This is a genomic window from Photobacterium swingsii, assembly GCF_024346715.1.
GTDB classification, from domain to species: domain Bacteria; phylum Pseudomonadota; class Gammaproteobacteria; order Enterobacterales; family Vibrionaceae; genus Photobacterium; species Photobacterium swingsii.
In genome coordinates this window covers 2,393,609-2,419,161 of sequence record NZ_AP024852.1, presented here as the reverse complement: position 1 = coordinate 2,419,161, position 25,553 = coordinate 2,393,609, and the positions used below count along the sequence as shown (strand labels likewise).

Below are 25,553 nucleotides of genomic sequence, written 5' to 3'. Positions count from 1 at the left end.
ACGGATATTAGGTAGATCCACACGCTATAAGCAGCAAAATGCCGATACGGTTTGTATCGGCATTTTTGTCTGTGCTTACTGTTCACTATGGTGTGGTAATGTAAGATTAAATATCTGCATCGTTGAAACTGATGTTTTGGCTATCGCTATCACTCCAGATGGTGACTTCTTTACCTTCACTATTACTGAAGGTGTAACCAGTCAGTGAACTTACATCAATATCTTGGGCTTCGTAGGCCGCTTGTAAGTTGCTATCCATACTTGCGTTACTGCTATCGAGTGTCCAACCAAAGCCTTGCAAGTCAAGCGACTCAGCACCAGAGCAAACAAACTGCCCATTAGCATCACCAGCGGTGTCATTGACTAAGACTTTATCTAACGCGATTTTTAGCTCGGCATCGGTCGCATTTACGACTACCCCTTCAATTTCTTGGTAAGCAGTTTGGGTCATATCAATGATTTGGTTATCACCATCGCTGCCAACAGAAAGCACATCGAAGCCTTCGCCGCCACTAAAGTGCACGGTAACACCGTCTGTTTGTGCTATGTCTTCTTTGTCGAAGATAAGGGTATCGTTGCCGCTACCAGCGAACAGTTGGTCAGAGCCTGCGCCGCCATCAAGGGTATCATCACCACTTTGGCCAAAGATAAGGTCGTTACCAGCATCACCACTGAGGGTGTCATTGCCGATGCCACCGTCGATGTTATCGTCGCCATCACCACCTTTGACTGTGTCATCGCCTTCACCAGCCGATAAGGTATCGTTGCCAGTACCACCATCGATTGTATCGTTACCTATGTCACCATAAATGGTATCGCTACCACCGTCCCCAGTAAGTTTATCGTCACCTTGCTCACCGTAGATAACATCATTGCCACTGCCGCCTTTGACAGTATCATTATCATTTCCTGCGAAGATAACGTCGTTGCCACCATCACCTTTTAGCAAATCAGATCCATCACCGCCATGGAGGGTATCGTTACCTGAACCGCCATATAAGCTGTCATTGCCTAAACCACCCGTGAGTTGGTCATCGTCATTTTGGCCGTACAGTTTATCGTTCCCTTCACCGCCTTCGAGCACATCATTACCGCTACCCGCATACAGTTTATCGTTCCCTTCACCACCTTTTAGCGTATCGTCACCTGAGCCTGCATTTAGGTAGTCGTCACCAATACCGCCATCGAGTTGGTCACTACCACTGCCTGAATAAAGGCTATCGTTGCCTTCTTCCCCTGACAGTTTGTTAACACCGTTGCCAGCACTTAGGTAGTCATTACCCAAGCCGCCAGTCATGGTGTCGTTACCGCTACCCGCGTACAGTTTATCGTTACCTTCGCCGCCATCCAGGGTGTTATTACCGCCGCCTGCGGTTAGGTCATCATTGCCTTCACCGCCAGATAGTTGGTCATCACCATCACCGGCTTTTAATGTATCTGTTCCTGCACCACCATCAAGGATGTTGTTACCGGAGTCGGCTGTTAGACTATCGTTACCATCGCCCCCAGATAAGGTATCGTCACCAGCACCGGCGTTAAGTGTATCGTCACCTAAGCCGCCCTCTAATGTATCATTGCCTTCGAAGCCTTCTAAGCGATCATCGCCGTCATCCCCTTGAAGGATATCGTTGCCAGTGCCGCCGTAGAGGGTATCGTTATCATCGCCGCCTGATAGGGTATTGTTACCTGCTTCGGCATGAAGCTCATCTTGTCCCGCACCGCCTTTAAGGGTGTCGTCACCTTCGCCTGCGAAGAGTTTATCGTCACCTTCTCCACCTTCGAGGATATCGTTGCCGTCACCACCAAGAATGACATCATCGCCCGCTTCACCCTTAAGGGTATCTTGGCCTGCGCCACCTTCTATTTGGTCGACACCTGCGCCCCCTGAGATATTGTCGTTACCTTCAGCACCGTAAAGAAGATCGTCGCCACTGCCTGCAGTCACTGTATCGTTACCGCTACCACCAAATAGTGTATTGGTACCTTCACCGAGATCGATCGTGTTGTTACCCGCTTCGCCGTATACTGTATCGTTACCTTCACCCGCTGTGATGGTATCGTTGCCGTCACCTGCAAATAGGGTGTCGTCGCCTTTACCACCTGTGATGGTATCTTGGTCACCACCACCGTATAGGGTGTCATCAGCATCGCTACCGATAAGGGTATCATCACCTGCGCCGCCGTAAATTTGATGGCTACCACCTGCTGCTGCGATTAAGGTGTCGTCGCCGCCTTCACCGAGTAGGGTATCTTGACCATCATCCGTTAGGGTATCGTTACCTTCGCCACCAGCTAAGAAGTCAAAGCCTTCACCACCGACTAAGGTATCGGCGCCATCACCGCCAAAGAGCGCATCGTTACCTGCACCACCGTCGAGTTTATCATCGCCACTACCGGCATCGACGTGGTCATCCCCAGCGCCTGCGGTGATCGTATCTGTGCCGTCACCGCCATAAATCATATCGTTGCCTTCGCCTGCATCTATCGTGTCGCTGTTGATGCCACCATAAATTGTATCGTTACCTGTACCAGCAGTAATTTGGTTATCACCTGACTCACCATAGATAGTATCGTTACCTTCGCCTGCATCTATGGTATCTGCGCCCCCCCCAGCAAAGATGGTGTCATCACCGGCATTTGCTGTAATTGTATCGTTACCGTCACCACCGCCAAGAATGTCGTTTTGGTCAGCACTTATCAGGGTGTCATCACCATCATCACCGTAGAGTTGGCTAACACCTTCGCCGCCATCTAGGTAGTCATTACCTGCACCGCCAGCCAGTACATCATCACCCGCTTCACCAAGCAGTTTGTCATCGCCTGAGCCACCAACTAGCGTATCGTTACCATCACCACCGAGTAAGTTATCATCACCCGAACCGCCGAGTAGGGTATCTATCCCTTCGCCGCCGCTGAGTGCATCATTACCGCTATTTCCTTCTAGTAAATCGTCGCCTTTATTACCTACCAGCACGTCATCATCACCGCCGCCGTGCAGCTGGTCTGATTCATCCGATCCTGTTAGCACGTCATTGCCAGCACCACCATAAAGGGCACTGCTATTGAGGCCGGCATTGATGGTATCGGCACCGTCTTCCCCAAAAAGGGCGTTGTTGCCGCTTTCACCTTCAATAATGTCATCGCCTGCACCGGCATAAACATTATCAGCGCCTGAGTTGGCATAAATGGTATCGTTGCCTGCACCTGCAAATACGTTATCGTCACCGTCACCTGCCGTGATGGTATCCGTACCGCCGCCTGCATAAATGTTATCGTTACCTGTACCCGCATCAATACTGTTATCACCTTCGCCTGCGTAAACAATATCGTGCCCGTCACCGCTGTCTATGGTGTCATTACCTTCGGCGCTATAGACGGTGTCGTTGTCTGCACCTGTGATAATGGTGTTATCACCTGCTCCTGCAAAAACAGTATCGTGGCCATCACCTGTTGTAATGGTATCGTTGCCTGAATCGGTATAAACAGTGTCGTCGCCAGTCCCTGAATCAATTGTATTGTTGCCTGTCTCACCAAACAGGGTATCGTGTCCTGCGCCACCGGAAATGACATCATCACCACTACCTGCGTAGACAAAATCATCGCCATCACCAGCGCTAATGACATCATCACCTTCGTTGGCGTGAAGAATATCGCTGCCTTCGCCACCATCAAGCACATCATTGCCTTCACCACCAAATAGTTGGTCGCTGCCTGTGCCACCACTCAGGTTATCGTTACCGACACCGCCATAAACCATGTCGTCGCCAGTACCGCCTTTAACAAGGTCGTCACCTTGCTCACCAAATAGTTGGTCGTTGCCTTCGCCCCCTAAGATAGTATCGTTATCATCACCACCTAGGATTAAGTCATTATCAGCGCCACCATCAATAATATCGTCGCCTGTGCCGCCAAGAATAAAGTCATCCCCTGCGCCACCAGTGATGGTATCTACGCCGGCATCACCGTGAATCTCATCTTTGCCTTCGCCACCATCAAGGGTATCTGTTCCTAAGCCGCCAAAGAGCTTATCGTCGCCTGTGCCGCCTGTAATAATGTCATTGCCGTCATCACCAATAAGGGTGTCGTTGCCAGCGCCGCCATCAATAACATCATCACCTAGCTCACCAAGTAACAGGTCATCGCCTTCATCGCCAAATAACTTGTCGTCACCATCACTGCCCAATAAAGTATCGTTGCCTGTGCCGCCATGTAATTCATCGTCACCATTACCACCGATGAGTACATCATTACCTTCATCGCCGTACAGTTTGTCGTCATTGATATCGCCATCAATGAAGTCATCGCCAGTACCACCATAGATGGTATCTGCCCCTTGTTGACCAAATAGGCTATCTGCGCCGTCGCCACCAGTAATGGTGTCGTCATAGATGTTATGTGCAATAAATTCGACTGAATCAATATCAGTAATTGGATTGCCTTCAGGGTCGATTAACGTAAAGCTAACCAGTTGGTCAGTACCAACTTGTTCTTTTGTGAATGTAATATCGACTAGGATTTCGCCTGTTTCACTCACAGTCGCCGGTACCGATGCGATGACAGTGCCTGCGGAGTCAGTTAGTTGAACAACAACAGAGGTATGCTTAGGATCAACCGTAAACTTAGTTGTCATTGATCCCGTATCATCAACAATATAATTACCTAACCGAGCACTGTGTGTGACTTGCTCTTGCGGTTCTTCTGGTGTTGGGGCTGTGTAACTATATACAGTTTGAGATTCCCCCCATTTATCATCGACAGCTGGTTCTGCTGGTGGTTCTTGACCATATTCAACATCACCAAAAATCGTATCATCGCCAGCACCGCCAGATAGTGTATCGCTGCCTTCCCCACCGGCGACAAAGTCATCACCGCCTTTGGCTTCTACATGGTCGCTACCAGAAAGAACGTTAATACCATCATCGCCTTCCGTGCCTACGACTTTATCGTTGTTTTTAGTCCCTTGCATACTCACCTCATTTGAATCTGACGGTAATTGGTAATGTATAAATATTTGTTCTCTATAGATGGCATAAATGATGCCAACTTTAGGAACCAGGAGCTAAGTCACGATAATGGGGGAGGGTGAAAGCACCTAAAAGTGCGCTAACCTTTTGTATTCCCATTGCCAATAGGTGACTAGCAGCATAAAAATACAGTTTCATATCAAGGTTAGACGGCTTTTTAGGCATTGCCATAGTTAATTCTGGATATTTTGGGGTGAATGCAATACGCAAAGGAAGAATGTTTTTAACTATGAAAATTGCAAAATGCAAAGAGGGATTAGAAGGAAAAAGAGTAGGCTAAAGTGATTGAACCATCAATAAAACGTCCAGTATCTTCACCTCGTTCTGATGGGTTCCAACGGTTACCTGAGTAGTTATTGTATTGCAATGTAAATGAGCCTGGGCGCCAATCGAAGTAGCCAAAGCCATAGGTGAAATCAGGGTTCCACGGTTGCCGTTGTGATTTATCAAAATAGTAGAAAGCAGTACCATTGACATACCAATTGCCATAAATGGAATATTTACAGCCAAGGCTCAGTGTTTTATGGCCACTTTTATAGGATGTCGAAGCGAGGTCGAAATACTCAGGAGTGTAGTTAAAGTCGACTTGACAGCCAATGGCACCATCATCAGTAAAAGTAAGCCAATCAACAAATGGCTTAGTCACTGGAAACTTCCAGCCAAACGCCCATGTACCTTGATTAAAGTTGGTAACAGGTTGCTCATCTGTACCATTAAAGCGGTTACCACCGTAATTAGAATATAAAAGGCTAAAGGTATAAGGGCGCCAATCGCTGTAACCAAAAACGTAAGTAAAGTCGGGGTTCCATGGCTGCTGCTGATCTTTATCGAGATAGTAATAGAGGTTGCCTGATACAAACCAGTTGCCAATAATCACATATTTGAGAGATAAGGTCCCAATTGTATTGTTATTAGTTGGGCCGCTTGTTGCATTTGCAGGCACATTCGCCGCTTGTGTTTGTAATAGCGGATGCCCCAATCCTAAGTTACCACTTAGCCCTTTCAGCCAACTATCATCTTCGTCGCGTGGTTTTGTCCAATCTTCAAACGGCACATCAAACGAGCTGGTCACTCCTTTCCAAATAAGGGCAGACTCTGGCTCTTCGTCATCGGATTTTTTATTAACTGTGGCTGCTTTTGCAAAATTAGGCGAGCTAGGTTCTGGAGCATGCTTAGCGGTTTCGGATTGGTACTCACTCGCAGTAATCGGCAGGCTATTAACGCAGCAAGAGAGTATGGAAAGAAAGGCAATAGTCTGTCTTTTTTGCATCATCCCTCCTTAGTAAGCATCAATTTAGTACGCTAAGGTACTAAAATACAACATTTATTACTTCTTTATATAACACTTGTCACATAGGTAAAAGTTTTTGTCTAAATTTATGGTGTAGAGGGTAAAACTTACTAGACTTGATTTGTGATAAACATGTTCTTGATATGTTGACACCACAGAATAATATGCAATAAGGTGTTTATTCTTGTGTGGTATTGCTGAAACGGTGGCTTCTGAATGAATGACATTCTTGTAGTAGATGACAACAGAACCATGCTGATGTTTATGGAACGAGTGCTGACCAAGCGTGGGTTTAATGTAACAACAGCAAATGATGGCACACAGGCCTTAACGGTTTTGGAAGAATGCCCACATATCCAATTTGTATTGAGTGACTGGATGATGCCTGAAATGGATGGCATTGAACTCTGCAGCCGTCTTAAGTCTGGATCGTACTCTCGTTATATTTTTTTCGTATTACTGTCAGGTAAAGACGATCAAGAATCTATTATCGATGGCATTAATGCGGGTGCTGATGATTTTGTCGTTAAAGACACACATGTCGATGAAATATCAGCACGTATAAAAGCTGGTTTTCGTACCTTAGAGCTCCATAATCAAATAACCGCGCAAAATAATGAGCTTGATTCTGCTTACGCCATAATGAAAAAGGATTTAGAGTCTGCTGGTGATTTATTAAAACGTTTATTACCCGCAGAGCGAAAACTGTCTGGTGTTGAAATTAGCTATGTCTCTTTGCCTAGCGCCCAAATTGGCGGTGATATGCTGGGCTACATGCAGTTAGATGAAGAGAACGTCGGATTCTATCTACTCGATGTTGCAGGGCACGGGGTGTCATCGGCACTTATGTCGTTTTCTGTTCAGCAGAGTATTGCTGTCAATACTGGCAAAGGGTCGATTGTTAAATCGCCTATCGAACAAGCGCCTTTCTATAAAATTAATTCACCTGATAGCGTCCTTAAGCAGCTCAATGATCTGTATTTAAGTGATGACCATAATTTACTGTATTTCACCATGGTCTATTCCGTGCTCAATGTAAAAACGGGCATGTTGGAATTTTCAATTGCAGGGCATCCGCCTTTAGTGTGGTTGCACGCAGCAACAGGTGACGCTGAATTTATTGGTCAAGATAGCTTTGTTGTTGGGGCCTTTGATTTTGTTGAGTACCAAACGGCAAGAATACAGTTAGAGCCAGGTGACAAAATTTGGATTTATTCCGATGGCATCACTGAGGCAGAAAAAGGGTCTGAACAGTTTACTGAAGAAGGGCTTAGACAAACCGTGATGGAAATAAAACACCATCCAACCACAGTGCAAACAGAGATGTTAGTTAATCGCGTCAGGGATTGGCAACGTTCAGAACAATTTGACGATGATGTGAGTGTACTCGTAGTCGAATGGACAGGTTATTCAGAAGGGGAACAATCATGCAATACGAAGCTTTCAACCAGGGTCAATGCACAATTCTTCAAATAAAAGAGGCACGTTTTGACGCTAAATTAGCGCCAAGTTTTCGCGCTGTTATTGAAGAAAAAGTAAATGAAATTGATGCACAGCTTGTACTCGATCTTACTGATGTTCGCTTTATGGATAGCAGTGGTCTAGGTGCTGTGATGGGTGCCTATAAATTATTGAAAGGAAAGAAAATAAGTGTGGTAAACCCACAGCGTGCAGTGAAGGAACTACTTAAACTCACCCGAATGGATAAATTAATTGCGAGCTACGATTCGATCGAAGACGCTGTTAGCACTGTTGCTTAGGAGCTAGCTATGAAGGGAATGATTCTTGCCGCAGGGAAAGGCACCCGAGTAAAACCTATTACTCAAACAATCCCTAAACCTATGATCCCCATACTGGGGAAACCTGTCATGGAGTCGATGATTCAACTGTTTGCATCACATAGCATCGACAAAATTGTGGTTAATACCAGCCATCTTGCAGAAGTGATTGAAAATTATTTCGGTGATGGTCATCACTTTAATGTGCAGTTGTCGTATTCATATGAAGGTGAAATGAAAGACGGTAAGTTCATCAGCAAAGCATTGGGTTCTGCGGGTGGCATGAGAAAAATCCAAGATTTCTCTGGCTTCTTCGATGAAACTTTTGTCGTTGTATGTGGTGATGCTTGGATCGATCTTGATTTAACGGAAGCGGTTAAGCGTCATAAAGAAAAAGGCGGCATTGCCACTATTGTTACTCGCAATGTTGATATTAGCGAAGTGAGTAAATATGGCGTTGTTGTTGCTGATGACTACGGCCGCGTGACGAGTTTCCAAGAAAAACCGTCGGAAGAGGAAGCGCTATCGACCGAAATTAATACGGGCATTTATATTTTTGAGCCTGCTATTTTTGACTTTATTCCTTCTGGTCAAGAGTTTGATATTGGGAGTGAGCTATTCCCAGCCTTGGTTGACAATGATGTGCGCTTTTATGCCACTAACATGGATTTTCAGTGGCTGGATGTCGGCAATATTAGCGACATCTGGGGAGTAACTAGTGAAATACTACACGGAAAAGTCCCTGGTTATCCTATTCCTGGAACTCAAGTGAAACCTGGAATTTGGGTGGGTATTAATACGGTCTTTGACCCTGATAGTTGCAATATTACACCTCCTGTTATTGTGAGTAGTGGCTGTGAGATCCAAGCCGGTGCTGTTATCACTGGGCCTGCGGTGATTGGTGCTAACTGTAAAGTTGAAACAAATGCCGTCATTAATAAAAGCCTAGTGAGTGATTATATTCATATTTCGGGCTCTGCATTTGTCGAAAATAAAACAGTCTTTGGTGATTATTTCATTAGTCATGATGGTTATACGCAATCTCTTATCGAGATGGATGCGATACATATGCTGAAAGATCGCCGTACCAGTCAGCCATTGTTGTCTCATCATCAAGGGCAGGGTGTTTTCTTTTCACATAAGCCAGAAGAAGTCACAGTGACTAAATAGTAAGGAGCGGCTCGATGGAGACGACCAAATGTCATTTTAACAAACAGTACAAAAGTTCTTTAGATGTTTCTCGCGATGTTGCTGAGGACATAAAAGCATTTTGGTTAGACGTTGGCTTGAAAGAAGATGTTATTGATCAGATTGAATTGTGTTTGGTTGAGTTGGTGAATAATGCTTACGAGCATGCTTATCAGTTAAACGAAGGCGAGCCTATCGAGCTTAATTCCTATATCAAAAATAATGAACTCGTGATTGAAATTGCCGATTACGGTGAATCAATGACTGATGAGGAATTTGAAAAGGCAGTAAAAGGAACCTTTATTGAACCCGATCCTGAAGACCCGGAAACATGGATGACGTCAGGGCGAGGCTTCATTATTGTGGTTCAACTTACAGATAACCTTGAATACGAAAAAGCTGGTGGAAAAAACACCTTCAAGCTTTATAAAAAAACAGAAGCATAGAACTTATTGCAGAGGAAAATATGAGAATAGCTTTCGCCACGATGGCGTTATTCTCATTATCATCTTGCGCTATACAACAACCTACTAATGACTGGCAAATTACAACGCAATCGTTAAATGGATTATGGCGATTAGAGATAATTGATGATCAACAACGTCAATCAACAAGTCGAAATGTCAATGTGCCGAATAACTGGTACTTGGAAGGAATTGATCATGCTGGAGCTGCAATATACCAGCGAGAATTTGATACAAGGGTTTCTGAAGAGTCACGTTATTGGTTAGTGTTTGATGCTGTAGATTATGAAGCAAAAGTGTCTGTTAATGGCGAACAAGTAGCAACGCATACTGGCTACTTTTCGCCTTTTGGTGCTGAAGTTAGCCATCTGATTCGTGATCGTAACAATAATATTGAAGTTTGGGTGAATAGCCCGAACGAATCGATTATGCCTGATTGGTCTCTATATAAGACGCAGATCAAAGGGGTCTTAAATCATCATGATACCCGCCCTGGTGGTGCATGGTCTGATTCAGGTCAAGATAGAAACTCAGGGGGAATATGGGGCGATGTTGTCCTTAAAGCCACGGGGCCAACAGCCATAGCATCTCTCACTGTGGTGCCTAGTATTGATTTACCATCAAAACGATCTCATTCTGAAATCGACAAACCTGCAGCCAAGATTCTAGCCACAACCAAGACTCAAGCATCAGTGAGCCTGACTGTTAATAATCTCTACAGTCAGCCCATTTCCTTTTCTTACCGTTTATTCGAAGGCAATAACACAACGCCTGTTGAATCCTATGAGCAATCAGTAAACGTCAAAGCCGGTGAGCAGATTATTAATTGGCAGTTGCCGAAGAAGGTTCGTGATCTTTGGTGGCCATGGGATTGGGGTAAACCAAGTCTATATCGTTTAGAGGTTACAGCTTCGATTAAAGGAAAAGTAACAGATCAGCAGGTTACAACAATTGGTTTTCGGGATGTCGATTTAAAAGAAACGTTTGATACAAAGGAAAATAAACAGAAAGGGCAATTTTATATTAATGGTTTAGCGTACTTTGTCAGAGGTACAAATTATATCGGTAGTCAGTGGTTAGGTGAATTAACCGGGAATGACTACCGACGCGATATAGCTCTTATGAAGTCAGCCAACATCAATAGCGTTCGTGTGCATGCGCATGTTGCGGGTAAAGCATTTTACGACGAAGCGGATAAAGCAGGGTTATTAGTTTGGCAAGATTTTCCCTTGCAATGGGGGTATTCAGATGCTCCGCAATTTAGGCTAGAAGCGGTAAAACAAGTGGCTGAAATGACTTCCATGCTTGCAAATCACCCTTCTATTGCATTTTGGAGTGGTCATAACGAACCGCCCTGGGATGCTGATTGGATGAAGTATAAATACCCGAGTTATCAGCCGCAGCAGAATCAATTGTTAACTGAAGCTGTTTATCAGCAGCTATTAAATGCTAAAGACAAGCGCGTTGTAAGAAAAGCATCTTATACCAAAGAACATCCTTGGTTAGGTTGGTATTCAGGTAAATATCAAGATTACAGCACAGCAACATTTACACCGATTATCAGCGAATTTGGTGCGCAAGCTATGCCAAGTTTAGCCATGGTGAAGGATATTTTAGGCGCCAAGTGGGATTGGCCGTTAACCGAACAAAATGTAGCTAAGTTGAGCTACCACAATTATCAACCACATGAAACGTTAATGCTTGCGAAGGTTGCTCAAGGTGAATCTTTGTCACAATTTCATCAAAATAGCCAAGAATATCAAAGAGTAGCCACCAAATATGCAGCTGAACACCTAAGATTAAATAAAGGTGAAGGTGTGGCTGCTATTTATCAGTTTATGTTTGTAGATAGTTGGCCTTCAATTACTTGGTCTGTGCTGGATGTGACACGTGAGGCTAAACCTGGTTATAAAGCGCTAAAACAGGCCTATCAGCCAGTGATAGCGGTTGTTGAACGTGATCTTTATAGCGCGAAAGCACATATATCTGTCACTGTGATTAATGATTCCCTTAATGCTTATCCCAAAGCAACAGTTTGGATTCGTAATCAATTTGATAGTAAGCAATGGGTATTTGATGACGTTGACCTGTCAGCCAATAGCAAGAAAGCCATCATTGAAGAGGCAAATCTTGCAGGGGTATCTGGCGCCATTATTGTTGGCATTACCGATCAAAATGGCATTGAAATTAGTCGCAACCTTTATAACTTTCAAGATAAATAGGTGGAACAATGACAAGGACGATCATTCTTCTGTTAGCACTGGTAACGAGTTGTGTACTACAAGCACAAACAATTGTGGTTAACCAACTCGGCTATTTATCGAATGGCGATAAAGTCGCCTATTGGTTAAAACCAAGCTCGGAAAGTGTCACGTTATGGTCTGTGGATCAAAATAAAAGCATTGCCCAATTTCGCGCTCAAAGTCAGAAACAGCTTAAAGATGAACGTCCCGTAGCCATGATTAATTTCAGTGAAGTGAAAGTGACAGGGTGGTTTCAACTGGTGGCGGGTGATGTGCGATCAGCACCTTTTCAAATCGCATCGAATACTTATCACGATCTGAGTCAACGTTTGGTTCATGCCTTGTACCTTCAGCGCTCGGGCGTAAGTGTTAATGACAAAACCACTGGGTTAGCTAGACCAATTAGCCATATGAAAGACGGTGTAATTTTCCGAACTGATACTTTTCATAAGAAAGGCAAGTCGTTAGATATGACGGGGGGGTGGTACGATGCGGGTGATTTTGGCAAATACACGGCTACTACCACAATTACTGTAGCACGTTTGTTAGAAGCATACCGTCAATCACCAGACATGTTTAAACCGGCTCATGATCAATCATTGCCTCCTATTTTAGATGAAGCGCAGTTTGGCTTGAATTGGCTACTGAAAATGCAACGTGCTGATGGTGCCGTTTATCGAAAAGTATCGGGTGCAAAATGGCCAGCTAAAATTCCACCTTGGCAAGATACACAACCTCGTTACATTTACGGTGTCAGCACGCCTGAAACAGCAAAATTTGCGGCAACTATGGCTTTTGCTTCACGCATTTATGCTAATTACCAGCCAAGTATGGCGCGGCGTTATTTGCAAGCTGCTGTTCATGCATGGCGGTATTTAGAAGTGACGCCAGAGCAATATATTGATTGGCAAAACGGTGATGATTCTGGCTCAGGTCCTTACATTAAAAATAAAGAAGACAATGAAGCGTCATTAGACACAGATGTTGATGATCGTTTGTGGGCATTAGCCGAGTTATATATCACCACGCAGCAAGATAAATATTTAACCGCGTTTGAAGCGCAATACGATAAGCAGTGGGTTGATATTTTTGAATGGAAAAACCCAGCCCTCATGGGTGTATGGCATCTGCTGCTTACGTTAGATCGCGGGCAAGAACTCTATCAACAACTCGCCACCGATTTACGCGATGTTGCAGAAAAATATATTACGCAAGCTAATGATTCTGCCTTCAGTATTGCTAACCAACGGTTTATTTGGGGCTCGAATAAGATGACGGCAGAAGCTGGGATCTTAATTGCTTGGTCTGATGCGATTCAACGTCATCAGCCACCGCATAAAGCGCAATATCGCGCAGTTGTTCAGTCACAGATTGATTATTTGTTAGGGGCAAACGCCTTCAATTTGAGCTTTGTGACTGGCAGCGGTACTTATGCCGTCCGTAATTTACATCATCTGTACCGTATCGCAACAGGTGTATATCTACCAGGGTATTTAGTTGGTGGGCCAAATGAAAAAGCGCAGGCTGGGGTCGCACCAAAAAATATGGGCATGTTGAGTTATATCGACAGTGAAAAGTCTTATGCAGTGAACGAATTCGCTATTGACTATAACGCAAGTTTGATTGGTTTATTGGCCACGCATCACGCGTATTTTCGTCAATATTAATGGAGTAATTCTAGATGGATTTTTATTTTAAGGAGTTCGAGCATCGCAAGCCGCCAGAGCCTGTGCCGCATAGCATGTCACGTGAATTGCTTTATCAATATTTAGCGACATGTAATCTGACACTGGGTATTTGGTACTTGTGGTGGCGGTGGACATACGCATTGAACTATGAAGCGATGTGGTTCTCTTTGCCCTTGGCGTTTGCAGAATCCTGTGCCTTTATTGGCTCTATGTTATTTACGTTCAATTTGTGGAAAACGAAAGATGAGCCACGTCGTGAGCCTCCGCATAAAATTGCCGAATGTGTGCATGAAACGGATGAAGACCGACCGATTAGCGTTGACGTGTTTTTCCCCACCTACGATGAAGAGCCCGATTTAGTTCGCTTGAGTATTTTAGATGCTCAGAAGATTCGTTACCCGCACGATATTGAGATGAAAATTTTCATTCTTGATGATGGTAAACGCCCTGCTATGGAAGCATTGGCCACGGAAATGGGTGTCGAATATATTACGCGTGAAGGGAATGTTGGCTTCAAAGCGGGAAACTTACGTAATGCACTTGAGCAAACATACGGGGATTTTATTGTTATCTGTGATGCAGATACCCGTCCTTTCCCGACAATCCTTGAACATACCCTAGGCTATTTCCGAGATCCTGATGTGGCTTGGGTGCAAACACCACAGTGGTTCTTTGATTTACCTGAAGGTGAACGTTTACCGCATTGGTTAGGCAAGAAAATGGGCGGATTTGGCCGCCTAATTGGTCGCGGTGTCGAGCGCTTGTATGGTCCTGTAACTTTAGGTGAAGACCCATTTGTGAATGATCCGCAAATGTTCTACGACGTTATCCAACGCCGCCGTAATTGGGTAAATGCTTCTTTCTGTTGTGGCGCGGGCTCAATTCACCGACGTGAAGCGGTAATGGAAGCAGCTTTACGTGCTTATAGTGAGCAGATCAGTAAAGAGCACGATGAAGTAGAGCGTCAAATTCGTAAATTAACCAAAGAGAAAACGGTTGATCAGGATATCTCGAATAACCTGCGTCAAGAGATCTTATTTGATACTGAGTTTACACCTTATAAATTCCACGTTTCGGAAGATATTTATACCTCTATCGTTCTGCACTCAGACACCGAGCGAAATTGGCGTTCAATTCAACACCCACAAGTTGAAAGTAAAATGCTGTCACCGCAAGATCTACAAACTTGGACGGTGCAGCGTTTTAAATACTCCGGTGGGTCAATTGATATCTTTATGAATGATAACCCATTGTTCCGTAAAGGAATGACGATCAAACAAAAGCTGATGTACGCAGCGAGCTTCTGGTCTAATTTATCGGCTATCTGGAATATCATTTTCCTTGCGTGTCCAATCATTTACTTCTTAACCAGTATTGCGCCAGTGAGCGCATACGATACAACCTTCTATTTGCATTTCTTACCGTTTGTACTGACGGCAGAGCTTGCCATGATGATAGGGACATGGGGTGTTGCTGGTTATAAAGGGAAAACGAACTTCTTGTCTTTCTTCCCCGTTAACTTACGGGCGTTATGGACAGTATTGAGAGGGCGGAAGATCAGCTTCCCAACCACACCGAAAGAACGTCAAAGTGGTACCTTCTTTAAGATGGTTATCCCGCAATTTACCGTGTTTGTATTGAGTTTATTTAGTATGTGCTTTGCTTGGGTTGGTTATTCAACGGGGGCCTATGGTAGCTACTCATTTGGTGGTCTTGTGCTAAATAGTTTCTGGATTATCAATAACATGATGGCAATGTGGGGCATGATTGCTGCGGCATTCTGGTCACCACCAACAGACAAAGAGCAGGAACAAGGATCGGAGGAATTAGAATATGGAATTTAAAAAAGCACTTGTGAATGCACGGCACCACTTTGTCTTTATTGCGGGTTTAGTGACTGCGCTAGTGGTGGCATTTACGATCGAAACGCGCGACTACGGTCAAGTGCTCGGTAATATCACGTTTGAAGTGTCAGAGCCGATTCCTTTGCGTGAAAATCGTATTTTGACTGAGCAGGAGTACTTGTGGGCGAAAACCGCTTGGCAGTATTTCGAAAATAACTACCAAGATAATACAGGTCTGGTCAACTCAGTAGATGGCTATCCTTCGACAACGATGTGGGATACCGCGTCATACCTAATGGGGCTGATTTCAGCAGAAAAGCTGAATGTTATCAGTCACGCAGAATTTACGCTTCGGATGGAAAAAGCACTCAATTCATTAGCGCGTCTTCCACTTATTGAAGGTCAATTACCGAACAAAGCATATAATACACAAACGCTAGAAATGGTGGATTATTCAAATCAGCCTGTGCCTAAAGGGATTGGTTGGTCTGCAATTGATATTGGCCGTATTCTCGTGCCGTTTAACATCTTGATTTGGCAGTACCCTGAGTTTAACAAGCCAGTGAATAATGTTCTTAACCATTGGAATGTCACTGAAATGATCGACAAGGGCTATTTGTACGGTTCTCGCCCAGCCGTTAAAGGTGATGGGTTCGAATTGGTACAAGAGGGACGTATTGGATATGAAGAATATGCGTCTAAAGCGCTTTCATTGATGGGACGCGATGTCTTTAATGCCATGAAATATATCGACTACTTAGATTTGGTTGAAATTGATGGCGTCGAGATCCCAACCGATAAGCGCGATCCTGCCAAGTACCATGCGCATAACTACGTTGTGAGTGAATCTTACATCCTCGACAGTTTGGAGTTTGGTGCGGATAGTATTTCTAAAATCTTTGCGTATCGCGTCTATAAAGCACAAGAGAATCGTTATGAGCGTACCGGAATCCTAACTGCGGTCAGTGAGGATAACGTTGATGAAGCGCCTTACTTTGTCTACAACACGGTTTTCTCTGATGGTAAAGAGTGGAATGCCATTTCGGATCAGGGCGACGACGCTTCGCACCTAAAAACCTTGTCGACGAAGGCTGCATTTGGCTGGTATGCGCTTTACGACACGCCATATACAAGCTTGTTAATCGATGATGCTCAAACGCTATTTTCGAAAGAAAAAGGTTGGTATTCAGGCCGTTATGAAAGTGATGGCCGCACAAATAAAGCAATTACAGCTAACACTAACGGTATTGTTTTAGAGTCACTTGCGTATGTTCAAAATGGCACCTTGTTGAGCGTAGGTGCTAAGTAAACGCAACTTTGATAGGGAGTGTTGTATGCGTTATATCATTGTTTGCCTGATGGGGCTGTTGGCGGCTGGCTGTGGTAACAAATACAGTAGTTTGTCGGATGAAATTATTGACCGACCAAACCACTGGGATGTGCCAAAACCTCGTCATGGCAAGCTGACGGAAAAAGAAATGGATATGGCTCGGATTGCTTGGAAGTATTTTGAAAATAACTTCCAAGAATCGACAGGGCTAGTGAATGCGGTAAATAACTACCCATCAGTTACATGGTGGGATGCTGCTTCGTATCTCGCAGGTATGACAAGTGCACTTGAGTTAGGAATTATAGAAAAAGAAGAGTTTGACCGTCGTCTTATTCGCTTTTTGACAACACTCAATACGATGCAGCTCTTTAAAGGGGAGCTGCCAAACAAAGCGTATAATACGCAAACAGCTGCGATGGTGGATTACGGTAACCAACCGGGTGAAATTGGTTATTCCGCACTTGATTTAGGGCGATTATTGATTTGGTTACACATCATTAAAAACCGTTACCCTGAATATGCAACGGGCGTAGACTCTGCAGTACTTCGCTGGAATTTCTGTAATGTTGTGGATGAAAACGGCACCATGTTTGGTGCTTTGCTTGAAAAAGATAAACCCGTCCAATATTTGCAAGAAGGACGCTTAGGCTATGAAGAATATGCCGCTAAAGGTTTCCAACTTTGGGGGTTTGATACAACGCAAGCGTCTATGCCTGAGCCATACAGTACCATTAACTTGTATGGCTACGACATTCCGTATGACACACGTGATCCTCGTAAACTCAAAGCACATAGCTATGTAGTAACAGAAAGTTTTGTTCTTGATGGTATCGAAATGGGGTGGGATTTAACTTCCGACAAGACACCGCATGATGCAAATTATTCGAATGACTGGATGGCTGAATTTGCGCTTCAAATTTATCGCGTGCAAGAAGCTAGGTATGAGAACACAGGGATTATCACTGCCCGGACTGAGCACCAATTAGCGGGTGCACCGTACTTCGTTTACGATACTATTTATACCGATGGCTATGCTTGGAATACGATTTCTGAAGTCGGTGAGTATTTACCACAATATGCCGCTGTTGCTGTGAAAGGCGCTATGGGTATTTGGGCACTGTGGGATACCGAATATACCGACCTAGTGTTTGACCATATTTCAAATCTTTATGATCGTGAAAAAGGATTTTACGAAGGAATATTTGAAAATGGTACTGGCTTAATTAACACCTTTACCTCAAACAATAACGGGATTACATTAGAAATATTGCTTTATAAACAAGAAGGTAAGTTGTTGACATATTTAGACAACCCACCTGTTAGTTTATGGGATAAAGCGCTGGAATCACCGTTTGGTTACGAAGGACAGTGTTTACCAAGAAAAACACTAAATAAGAAATAATTTCTCAGGTAAAGGGATGTAGATGTTGAGAAAAGGACTTATTGTATGCTCGTTATTTGCACTAACTTCCTGCGGAGTGGTGTATCAGGGTGTGCAAGATGGTTTAACAACAATGAATACGTCCCAAGTGATACGCCAAGGTCGTTATGGTGAATTAACTGAGCAGGAATTAGCATGGGCACAAACGGCATGGGTATATGTTGAAAATAATACTCAGCTAAAAACAGGTCTGGTTAATTCGATTGATAATTATCCTTCCACTAATATGTCGTCATTAGCAGATTATCTCGTTGCGCTAATGGCGGCACAAGAGTTCGAATTTATTACCAGTAAAGAGCATGATGAGCGTCTTTCTCTTGTCTTGAATTTTCTCAATAGAATGCCGCTCAGTTCTGTGGGTGTTCCGAATAAAGTTTATAACACTACCACAGGACAAATGGTGGATTATGGCAACCAACCCAAAGATATTGGCTGGTCAGCTGTGGATATCGGTCGCATATTGATTGTGCTTGCATTGACGAAGCAACGTAATCCCGAATTTTCTGAATATATTGATAAAGCGGTGCTGCGCTGGAATTTTTGTGAGTTAGTCACTAACGACGGTGAGCTCTATGGCGGAATCGTCAAAGATAATGGCGACGTATTTCGTTATAAAGAGGGGCGTTTAGGTATAGAAGAATACACTTCTTATGGCTATTTAGATTGGCAAGTCGTGCCACAAAAAGCGATGCGTTTCGATCCTTATGAAGTCATCACTATCAATGATATTGATATTATGTTCGATGGGCGAGATCCTCGTGACTATGATGTCCTTCGCCCCGTTTACAGTAATCCCTATCTGAAGCTCGGCCTTGAATTTAATTGGGACAATATTAACGACACGACCAGTAATGATGCCAAGCACACTAATGATACCTTGGCGGCAATGGCAGATTCATTGTATAGAGTGCAAGAATCTCGTTGGGATAAAGAGCGCATTTATACTGCTCGCGGTTCACATGTTGTCAGCGGTGAGCCTTATTTTGTTTACGATAGTATTTATGCACTGGGCACACCATGGATCACGGTCGCGGAAGATGGCAGTGATCATGATGAATTAGCCTTAATTTCAACTCAAGTCGCTTTTCAAATGTGGACCCTCTGGAAAACTGATTATACCGATAGCTTAATGGTACTGGTTCGTGAGTTGTATGATGCTGATCGTGGCTGGTATGAAGGGCGCTATGAACTTACAAGTGGCTATGAGAAAAGCATTACATTGAATACGAATGCTGGAGTGCTAGAAGCTTTGTTGTACAAGGCAAATGGTAAGTTGTATCAGCCGCGTAAAGCGCTGGAATACCGTGATGTTAAGTTTAACTCTCGTTTTGATCACCCTGGTCGGTGTTTAGTGGAGACGTTCAGATGAGCTTATTTCCTCAACATTCATGCAAAAAACGTGTTGTCACTTCATTTTTTGTCTTATGTTTACTGATGCTTTTTCCGTTTTTATCGACAGCAAATGCTTCAGCTGTCGATGTGGATATTAGCTTATACAGTAAAGCAACGTTTCTTGCTAAGTCTGGCCGTTATAAACAAGCAGCAGAGCAATACCATCGATTATCAATTATGTTTTTAAGCTCAGAGGCAAAACTTGGGCGTAAAAATATGTGGCAATATGCGGGGCTTGCTGAGGGGTTAGCAGCCATTGCCGCCGATAAAAGTAACAGCGCGAAAGCCTATCAGTATTGGGCAGACAGTATGCGTTATTTGATGACTGGAGGGACAAATTGGGACCAAATGAAACATAAGCTCCACATGCGCTATGAAGCAGCCAATACGCAACTATCTACCCAGTTACAAATAAATGATTTTGCTGCGACCATCGATGAACATTGGCAAAATGAGCTGGATACATTACAAGCATGGGATGAAAAGTTAGATTTTTTCTCCTTCTCTAGCCCTAAACTAGGTTTGGTTGACCGCTCACAAGCAGGCTCAACTGCGGTAAATGCTTCCCAAGTTAAACCTAAAGTCATGTATCAACCGCCTTCTTCTTCGGGCAAGAAACTCAGTGGTTTAAATAATAGCTTTTCACAAAGTAAGCAATTTGCGCCAGTGCCCGCAGCAGATCCAACACCGGAGCCATTATCGGAACCAGAACCGGCAGAGTCGAATGAACCAACACTTGCTGAAGATCTGAACTCACAGAAAGTGGCACCACCGGTACAGAAAAATAAAGTGGGTGGGTCACAATTAGCCGCGTCGATGACACCTGCACAAGATCTTGAAGCGCCTACAGTAGCAAGCCGCAGCGATAAGTCGATAGATGAAGCTAACAGCGATCAACCCGAAACTAAAAACCTTCAGCCCGAAACTAAAAACCTTCAGCCAAAAGACAATGTTGTAGTTCTTCCTATAGAAGCAATCTCGTTTGAGCAACAAACCGCTACCAATGACACACCAGCACTAAAAGTATCGTCTCAAGAGGCTCAAACAAAACCTTCCCCGCCCAATGTGCCTAACCCTATGGCGAAAGGAAACCTTGCAACGATTGAAGAAGCGACAGTGACACCACTACAGCGTCGTAGTTTTGCACCTGTTGTTAGCGAAGAATAGTCTGTGTCAGCTTGGTCTCTTTATATTGAACAATCGATAAGTAGCACCTTAATAAAGTTAAATTAGGGCGATCCATTACGATCATTCAATTGGTCATATTGACTCCGTTTATCCCGTATTTCTCACTTCAAATTAACGGCACAAAAGTAAGTTAAAATAGGCATTTAAATTTGGCTTAGTTGCATATGGTTACTAGTCTTTAAGTAGACCCTATAAGCAACCATTTGCTGACCAGTTGTTTGTTTAGCTTCGCTTGTGGGTGGTTTATTCTCACAAGGACTAAAGGATGAGCGAAATGACTGTATCGGAGAAAGTAATTCAGCAGGTGCTTGTTTCAGCGAGTGACTATTTTGACTTAACAGAAGCAGCGCATCAGCATAAGTTGCTTAAATTAGCGAATACCTTGTATTGCTTGAAAGACATTTCGATAGATCGCTACCAAGAAATTGCATCCCAGCCTAATTGTCCGCTTGAATTTAAGTTAGCCATAAAACTTGTTGAGTCTCGTCGTTATTTACTGACAGTGACTAAGCCAATCACGGTTGGTGTTGTGTTCGCTATGTGGGGGGAACATAACCGTTTGAATGTAAAAGATGCCACAAACCCGCATGGTGAAGATTCACTACGCGTCAAAATAGAACAGCTTAACTGGGTTACGCAAGGCACAGTAGTTGATTGGCGATTATACCCTGTGGACGATGGTTGCCCGCATAATAGCCATAACATTGCTAAAAGTATCGCGAAAGGCAGTGTGGATGCGCAGCAGATCAAAGTACTCAAATTATCAGATGCGCTTCCTGCGGCAGATGGCCCACTGAAAAATTTAGCATCGGCGGATGACTCTCGAAAAGGCGGTGCGATTATTTATGGTTGCCAACAAGCATTAGAAGACGGTGTCGAATGCGTGATGTACACAGATGCCGATAATTCTGTGCATCTTGGGCAATTAGGATTATTACTTAAACCCTTCATTATGAATCATCACCATGTTGTGCTTGGTAACCGTAAACACCCAGACTCGATTTTGGTTAAGCAAGAAGAACGTTGGGGCGTTGGAATTAAGACCTTACGTCATATGCAGCGCATGATAGGCCAAGAAATTTTCTCGAAAGGCATCAAAGACACTCAAGCTGCGTTTAAATTATACGGTGCGGGTGTCCTAAGAGAAATTATTCAGAACCCGACAGTGTATGACTTTTCGTTTGATACGGATTGGATTCTAGCAGCGATGGAAATGAAGCAGCCTATTGCTACTGTACCTTTCGCATTTATTGATTCAGCAGCTGAATCGGCATCTGTTGTGCAGGGGCCGATGACAACTTGGTACACACTGCTTGATGGCTTGGTAAAAGCCGTAAGAGCACGCCATGCCGATCATGATCTCGCGATGGCGAGTGTGTTTGATCAAGAGGTGAAATCCCATGAAGATCTTGAAGCCATCATTAACGTGTTACCTGCAGAGTTAGCCGATGCAGCAGATGCCGATTTGGGTGACCCATCACTAATGTCGCCAAGTGCCGTTAAAGAGTGGATCATCAAAATGAAGCAACCACAAACCGTGGCTTTCTAGCGAATATCAATAATTGTCAAAAATGATATCAGTACCCTTTGCCCCTGTTAACAGGGGCTTTTTTGTTTTACTGAGAATTTGTGATTTCTTCACCAACCCATAGTAATAACTGCTTAATCGCCCGAGATAGCACCTGATTCTGACGGACGATGTAGCCTAAGCTAGTGGTCGGGAAATCTGGTAACGGTGTTATCGTACTGGTTAGATTAAGCTTAGGGTGAAGTGAAAAAGCAGGCACAATGGCAATACCAAACCCAGCCTCTGCCCAGTCAATTTGAGCATCCACACTGCCGACTTCCATAATTCTATACTTAGGCAGTTTAAGGCTTGGTAAAGCGAGATCAATCAAATCCCGAGTACGGGTATCATGACCAAGTAAAATAAGGGTAGGGAGCTCATCATCAGGGAGTGCTGCATTATCCATAGCTTTTTTTTGCCACCTTGCTAGACCATCGCCTAACGCACACCACCGTACTTGCCTTAGCTCAGTAAAATGCAGCGGCTGACTTTCCTTCTGTGCAATAACAAAGCCTAAATCGGCTTTAGCACTTTTAACTAATTCGGCCGCTTGGGTTGACGTTGTATTGAATAGTGATAGGTCAATACCCGGAAATTCACGCTTAAATGACTGAAAGGGTTTGATCAGCAGAAGTCGAGAAATAATATCGCTAGCGGCAATAGAAACCGTTCCTTGGCACAGGTCATTGATTGCGTTTAAGTCGGCTTGGCATATTTGCAGTTCTTGCAGTGTTTGTTGGGCGCTTTTCAGCAAACGCTCGCCAGCTTGTGTTAACCGAAAAGGGTTCCGTTCGATTAACTTAACACGGGTAGATTGCTCTAACTGTTTGATATGAAGGCTAACATTCGGCTGGGTCATGTGGAGTGCTGAAGCGGTTTTACCAAAATGTTCAAGTTGCGCTAAGGTCACAAAAGTGTTTAGCCAATTAATATCTAGCATACCCAATCCTTACCATTGTTATCTTAATTTTAGGCGCTAGTCTCCGCCCAGTTATCGACAGTCTTGCTGCATGACTCGAAAACATTCTACGGCAAGGCGAACGATTAGTCATATGGAATCCTTATCAAGGTTATAACTATTATTAATTTCTCTTATTATCAAGTGAGGAATAGCATAACCACTTCGCTTTTAAGGAGAGTTAATTATGTCGTCTATCGTTGTTGTTGGTGCTAACTGGGGTGATGAAGGTAAAGGCCGTATCGTTGATTTCTTGGCAGAGAAAGCTTCGGCAAGCATCCGTTTCCAAGGGGGTAATAACGCTGGTCACACCGTTGTGAATGACTTGGGTACATTTAAATTACACCAACTTCCAAGCGGCGTATTTAATCCTGATTGTTTAGCTGTTTTGGGCCCAGGCATGGTAATTAGCCCTGAACACCTAACAAAAGAAATCGAAGAAGTGTCCGCTGCTGGTGTGAAGGTAAACCTATGCATTTCAGATCGTGCGACACTGTGTTTACCTCTACATGCACTTGAAGACACACTAGAAGAAGAACGCTTAGGCGATGGTGCTTATGGCTCTACACGTCAAGGTATTGCACCAGCTTATGGTGATCGTGTTATGAAGAAGGGCATTTTAGTGGGTTGGTTACAACAACCAGACGTGCTACTTGAGCGTATTCAATTTATGATGGATTGGAAACTACCTCAGTTAAAAGCGCTTTACCCATCTTTTGAATTCGAGCAAACAGCAGAAGAAATGACGCAGTGGTTGCTAGACGTGTCTGCACCTTGGCGTGATGCGATTTGTAATGTAACTCAGCCGCTTAAAGCGCTACAAGCTAAGGGTGAAAACCTGTTGTTTGAAGCACAACTGGGTGCGGGTCGCGATTTAGTTTACGGTGAATACCCATGGACAACATCATCAAATGTTATCTCAACGTACGCAGGTATTGGCAGTGGTTTGCCTGCGCTTCGTCCTGAGTGTGTGATTGCAGTTGCGAAAGCATTCAGCTCATCTGTTGGCACAGGTACGCTAGTAACAGCAATGGAAGAGCAAGATGCATTCCGTGAATCAGCTAACGAATTTGGTGCAACAACGGGTCGTCCACGTGATATGGGTTACTTTGATGCGGTTGCAACACGTAATGGTGTGGAAATTCAAGCAGCGACTGAAATTGCACTGACTAAAGTTGACTGCTTGAGTGGTCTGACAGATCTGAAAATTTGTGTAGGTTACGATGGTGACCACAGTGAAAACCCAATTTGGCCGCAAACGGCTTCTTTAGCACCTGTTTATGAGCAAATGGAAGGCTGGAATGAAGACATCACGTCGTGCCGTCAATTCGAAGAATTACCGAAAGCAGCGCAAGCTTACGTTTTACGTATTGAAGAGCTAATGGGTGTGCCTGTGAAGATGGTATCTGTTGGTCCTGGTCGTGAACAAATGATCATGCGCTAATACACTGATTGCTATTTTACGGTAATAGAAAAGCAGTATCACTTTGAGTGGTGCTGCTTTTTTGTTTTCTGACTTTCGGTTTTTACTTTGAAGGTAGACCCAAAGGGGGCACTCAGTCTATTGATAGAAATACAATAATTGTTATCAGAGATTGAATCTGGTTTCTATTATGCTGGTGGATTGTAATGGTTAGGTAAAGTTTGGCTTTTATCGTTTAAAATACAAACACTTGATTGTATTAAGGCTTTACTCTTTTCGCTGTCCACCGTATTATTCGCGGCATGGAGAGATGGCTGAGTGGTTGAAAGCACCGGTCTTGAAAACCGGCATACGTTTGTAGCGTATCTAGGGTTCAAATCCCTATCTCTCCGCCAAATTTAAGAAAACCGCTGAGCATTCAGCGGTTTTTTTTCGCCTCAATTTTGTGATTAGAGATAGGGTGCCGAACCCTAGAGTAGGGTTCACCTGAGCGAAGCGAAAGCACATTGCCCGTGCCGAAGGCGCGAAAAGGCAATAGCCCGAAGGGCGCGAGCTTGCGAGCAGTAAATCCCTATCTCTCCGCCACATTTAAGAAAGGCGCTAATTTATTAGCGCCTTTTTTGCGTTTGAGCAAAGCGATCCGTGCCTCGTCTTAAAATACGTATTCAGATGAAGCCCAACAGAAATGTTGGGCTTTTCGTTTGCGCAGAATATAGGTAACTGATGCACGGTAG

The 25,553-nt window shown here is 44.0% G+C and carries 16 protein-coding genes and 1 tRNA gene; 14 read left to right on the top strand and 3 right to left on the bottom strand.

Annotation, left to right across the window (positions count from 1 at the left end):
• Window positions 1–106 precede the first annotated feature (106 nt).
• Together OCU77_RS11075 and OCU77_RS11070 are read right to left on the bottom strand one after the other, a co-directional pair.
• A complete protein-coding gene (locus tag OCU77_RS11075) occupies window positions 107–4,966 on the bottom strand; it encodes a beta strand repeat-containing protein (RefSeq protein WP_048899545.1) in 4,860 nt (1,619 codons plus the stop codon).
• A gap of 314 nt (window positions 4,967–5,280) precedes the next feature.
• The gene (locus tag OCU77_RS11070) at window positions 5,281–6,297 is read right to left on the bottom strand and encodes a hypothetical protein (protein WP_048899546.1); all 1,017 of its coding nucleotides are present in this window, start codon (window positions 6,295–6,297) and stop codon (window positions 5,281–5,283) included.
• Window positions 6,298–6,531: 234 nt separating this feature from the next.
• Between OCU77_RS11070 and OCU77_RS11065 the strand changes: the two genes are divergently transcribed.
• The 12 genes from OCU77_RS11065 to OCU77_RS11010 all read left to right on the top strand — a co-directional run bounded on the left by OCU77_RS11065 (window position 6,532) and on the right by OCU77_RS11010 (window position 22,420).
• Window positions 6,532–7,791 carry a SpoIIE family protein phosphatase gene (locus OCU77_RS11065; protein WP_048899547.1) on the top strand — a complete coding sequence of 420 codons (1,260 nt, stop codon included), beginning with the start codon at window positions 6,532–6,534 and terminating at the stop codon, window positions 7,789–7,791.
• Window positions 7,743–8,075, top strand: coding sequence for an STAS domain-containing protein (locus OCU77_RS11060; RefSeq protein ID WP_048899548.1), 333 nt, complete (start codon window positions 7,743–7,745; stop codon window positions 8,073–8,075). Before OCU77_RS11065 ends, OCU77_RS11060 begins: the two co-directional genes overlap by 49 nt.
• Before the next feature lie 9 nt (window positions 8,076–8,084).
• Window positions 8,085–9,263 carry a sugar phosphate nucleotidyltransferase gene (locus OCU77_RS11055; RefSeq protein ID WP_048899549.1) on the top strand — a complete coding sequence of 393 codons (1,179 nt, stop codon included), beginning with the start codon at window positions 8,085–8,087 and terminating at the stop codon, window positions 9,261–9,263.
• A gap of 14 nt (window positions 9,264–9,277) precedes the next feature.
• Window positions 9,278–9,727: an ATP-binding protein gene (locus OCU77_RS11050; protein ID WP_048899550.1), complete on the top strand. Its 450-nt coding sequence runs from the start codon at window positions 9,278–9,280 to the stop codon at window positions 9,725–9,727.
• 20 nt (window positions 9,728–9,747) lie between these two features.
• Entirely contained in the window at window positions 9,748–11,967 is a 2,220-nt protein-coding gene (locus OCU77_RS11045) for a glycoside hydrolase family 2 protein (protein WP_048899551.1), read from the top strand.
• 8 nt (window positions 11,968–11,975) lie between these two features.
• Window positions 11,976–13,655 (top strand): glycoside hydrolase family 9 protein, encoded by a 1,680-nt coding sequence (locus OCU77_RS11040; RefSeq protein ID WP_048899552.1) that lies wholly within the window; start codon window positions 11,976–11,978, stop codon window positions 13,653–13,655.
• 14 nt (window positions 13,656–13,669) lie between these two features.
• Complete coding sequence (locus tag OCU77_RS11035; RefSeq protein WP_048899553.1) at window positions 13,670–15,520, top strand: glycosyltransferase family 2 protein; 1,851 nt, start codon at window positions 13,670–13,672, stop codon at window positions 15,518–15,520.
• Complete coding sequence (locus tag OCU77_RS11030) at window positions 15,510–16,829, top strand: DUF3131 domain-containing protein (RefSeq protein WP_048899554.1); 1,320 nt, start codon at window positions 15,510–15,512, stop codon at window positions 16,827–16,829. The genes OCU77_RS11035 and OCU77_RS11030 overlap by 11 nt, the downstream gene beginning before the upstream one ends.
• 25 nt (window positions 16,830–16,854) lie before the next feature.
• Window positions 16,855–18,252: a DUF3131 domain-containing protein gene (locus tag OCU77_RS11025; RefSeq protein ID WP_107302516.1), complete on the top strand. Its 1,398-nt coding sequence runs from the start codon at window positions 16,855–16,857 to the stop codon at window positions 18,250–18,252.
• Window positions 18,253–18,364: 112 nt separating this feature from the next.
• The gene (locus OCU77_RS11020) at window positions 18,365–19,660 is read left to right on the top strand and encodes a DUF3131 domain-containing protein (RefSeq protein ID WP_239686017.1); all 1,296 of its coding nucleotides are present in this window, start codon (window positions 18,365–18,367) and stop codon (window positions 19,658–19,660) included.
• Window positions 19,657–20,850, top strand: coding sequence for a hypothetical protein (locus OCU77_RS11015; protein ID WP_048899556.1), 1,194 nt, complete (start codon window positions 19,657–19,659; stop codon window positions 20,848–20,850). The genes OCU77_RS11020 and OCU77_RS11015 overlap by 4 nt, the downstream gene beginning before the upstream one ends.
• Before the next feature lie 286 nt (window positions 20,851–21,136).
• Window positions 21,137–22,420 (top strand): glycosyltransferase, encoded by a 1,284-nt coding sequence (locus tag OCU77_RS11010; protein ID WP_315972510.1) that lies wholly within the window; start codon window positions 21,137–21,139, stop codon window positions 22,418–22,420.
• A 67-nt stretch (window positions 22,421–22,487) separates the two neighbouring features.
• On the opposite strand, the gene OCU77_RS11005 is transcribed toward OCU77_RS11010, so the two are convergent.
• Entirely contained in the window at window positions 22,488–23,378 is an 891-nt protein-coding gene (locus OCU77_RS11005; RefSeq protein WP_048899558.1) for a LysR family transcriptional regulator, read from the bottom strand.
• Window positions 23,379–23,583: 205 nt separating this feature from the next.
• Between OCU77_RS11005 and OCU77_RS11000 the strand changes: the two genes are divergently transcribed.
• Both OCU77_RS11000 and OCU77_RS10995 read left to right on the top strand, forming a co-directional pair.
• On the top strand, window positions 23,584–24,840 hold the full coding sequence (locus OCU77_RS11000) for an adenylosuccinate synthase (protein WP_048899559.1): 1,257 nt from the start codon (window positions 23,584–23,586) through the stop codon (window positions 24,838–24,840).
• Between the two features lie 283 nt (window positions 24,841–25,123).
• Window positions 25,124–25,214: transfer RNA gene (locus tag OCU77_RS10995), tRNA-Ser, on the top strand.
• Window positions 25,215–25,553 lie beyond the last annotated feature (339 nt).

Bases quoted from the DNA above. Each gene is read 5' to 3' on its own strand.
- OCU77_RS11075 (WP_048899545.1), bottom strand. From the start codon at position 4,966: ATGCAAGGGACTAAAAACAACGATAAAGTCGTAGGCACGGAAGGCGAT.
- OCU77_RS11070 (WP_048899546.1), bottom strand. From the start codon at position 6,297: ATGATGCAAAAAAGACAGACTATTGCCTTTCTTTCCATACTCTCTTGC.
- OCU77_RS11065 (WP_048899547.1), top strand. From the start codon at position 6,532: ATGAATGACATTCTTGTAGTAGATGACAACAGAACCATGCTGATGTTT.
- OCU77_RS11060 (WP_048899548.1), top strand. From the start codon at position 7,743: ATGCAATACGAAGCTTTCAACCAGGGTCAATGCACAATTCTTCAAATA.
- OCU77_RS11055 (WP_048899549.1), top strand. From the start codon at position 8,085: ATGAAGGGAATGATTCTTGCCGCAGGGAAAGGCACCCGAGTAAAACCT.
- OCU77_RS11050 (WP_048899550.1), top strand. From the start codon at position 9,278: ATGGAGACGACCAAATGTCATTTTAACAAACAGTACAAAAGTTCTTTA.
- OCU77_RS11045 (WP_048899551.1), top strand. From the start codon at position 9,748: ATGAGAATAGCTTTCGCCACGATGGCGTTATTCTCATTATCATCTTGC.
- OCU77_RS11040 (WP_048899552.1), top strand. From the start codon at position 11,976: ATGACAAGGACGATCATTCTTCTGTTAGCACTGGTAACGAGTTGTGTA.
- OCU77_RS11035 (WP_048899553.1), top strand. From the start codon at position 13,670: ATGGATTTTTATTTTAAGGAGTTCGAGCATCGCAAGCCGCCAGAGCCT.
- OCU77_RS11030 (WP_048899554.1), top strand. From the start codon at position 15,510: ATGGAATTTAAAAAAGCACTTGTGAATGCACGGCACCACTTTGTCTTT.
- OCU77_RS11025 (WP_107302516.1), top strand. From the start codon at position 16,855: ATGCGTTATATCATTGTTTGCCTGATGGGGCTGTTGGCGGCTGGCTGT.
- OCU77_RS11020 (WP_239686017.1), top strand. From the start codon at position 18,365: ATGAATACGTCCCAAGTGATACGCCAAGGTCGTTATGGTGAATTAACT.
- OCU77_RS11015 (WP_048899556.1), top strand. From the start codon at position 19,657: ATGAGCTTATTTCCTCAACATTCATGCAAAAAACGTGTTGTCACTTCA.
- OCU77_RS11010 (WP_315972510.1), top strand. From the start codon at position 21,137: ATGAGCGAAATGACTGTATCGGAGAAAGTAATTCAGCAGGTGCTTGTT.
- OCU77_RS11005 (WP_048899558.1), bottom strand. From the start codon at position 23,378: ATGCTAGATATTAATTGGCTAAACACTTTTGTGACCTTAGCGCAACTT.
- OCU77_RS11000 (WP_048899559.1), top strand. From the start codon at position 23,584: ATGTCGTCTATCGTTGTTGTTGGTGCTAACTGGGGTGATGAAGGTAAA.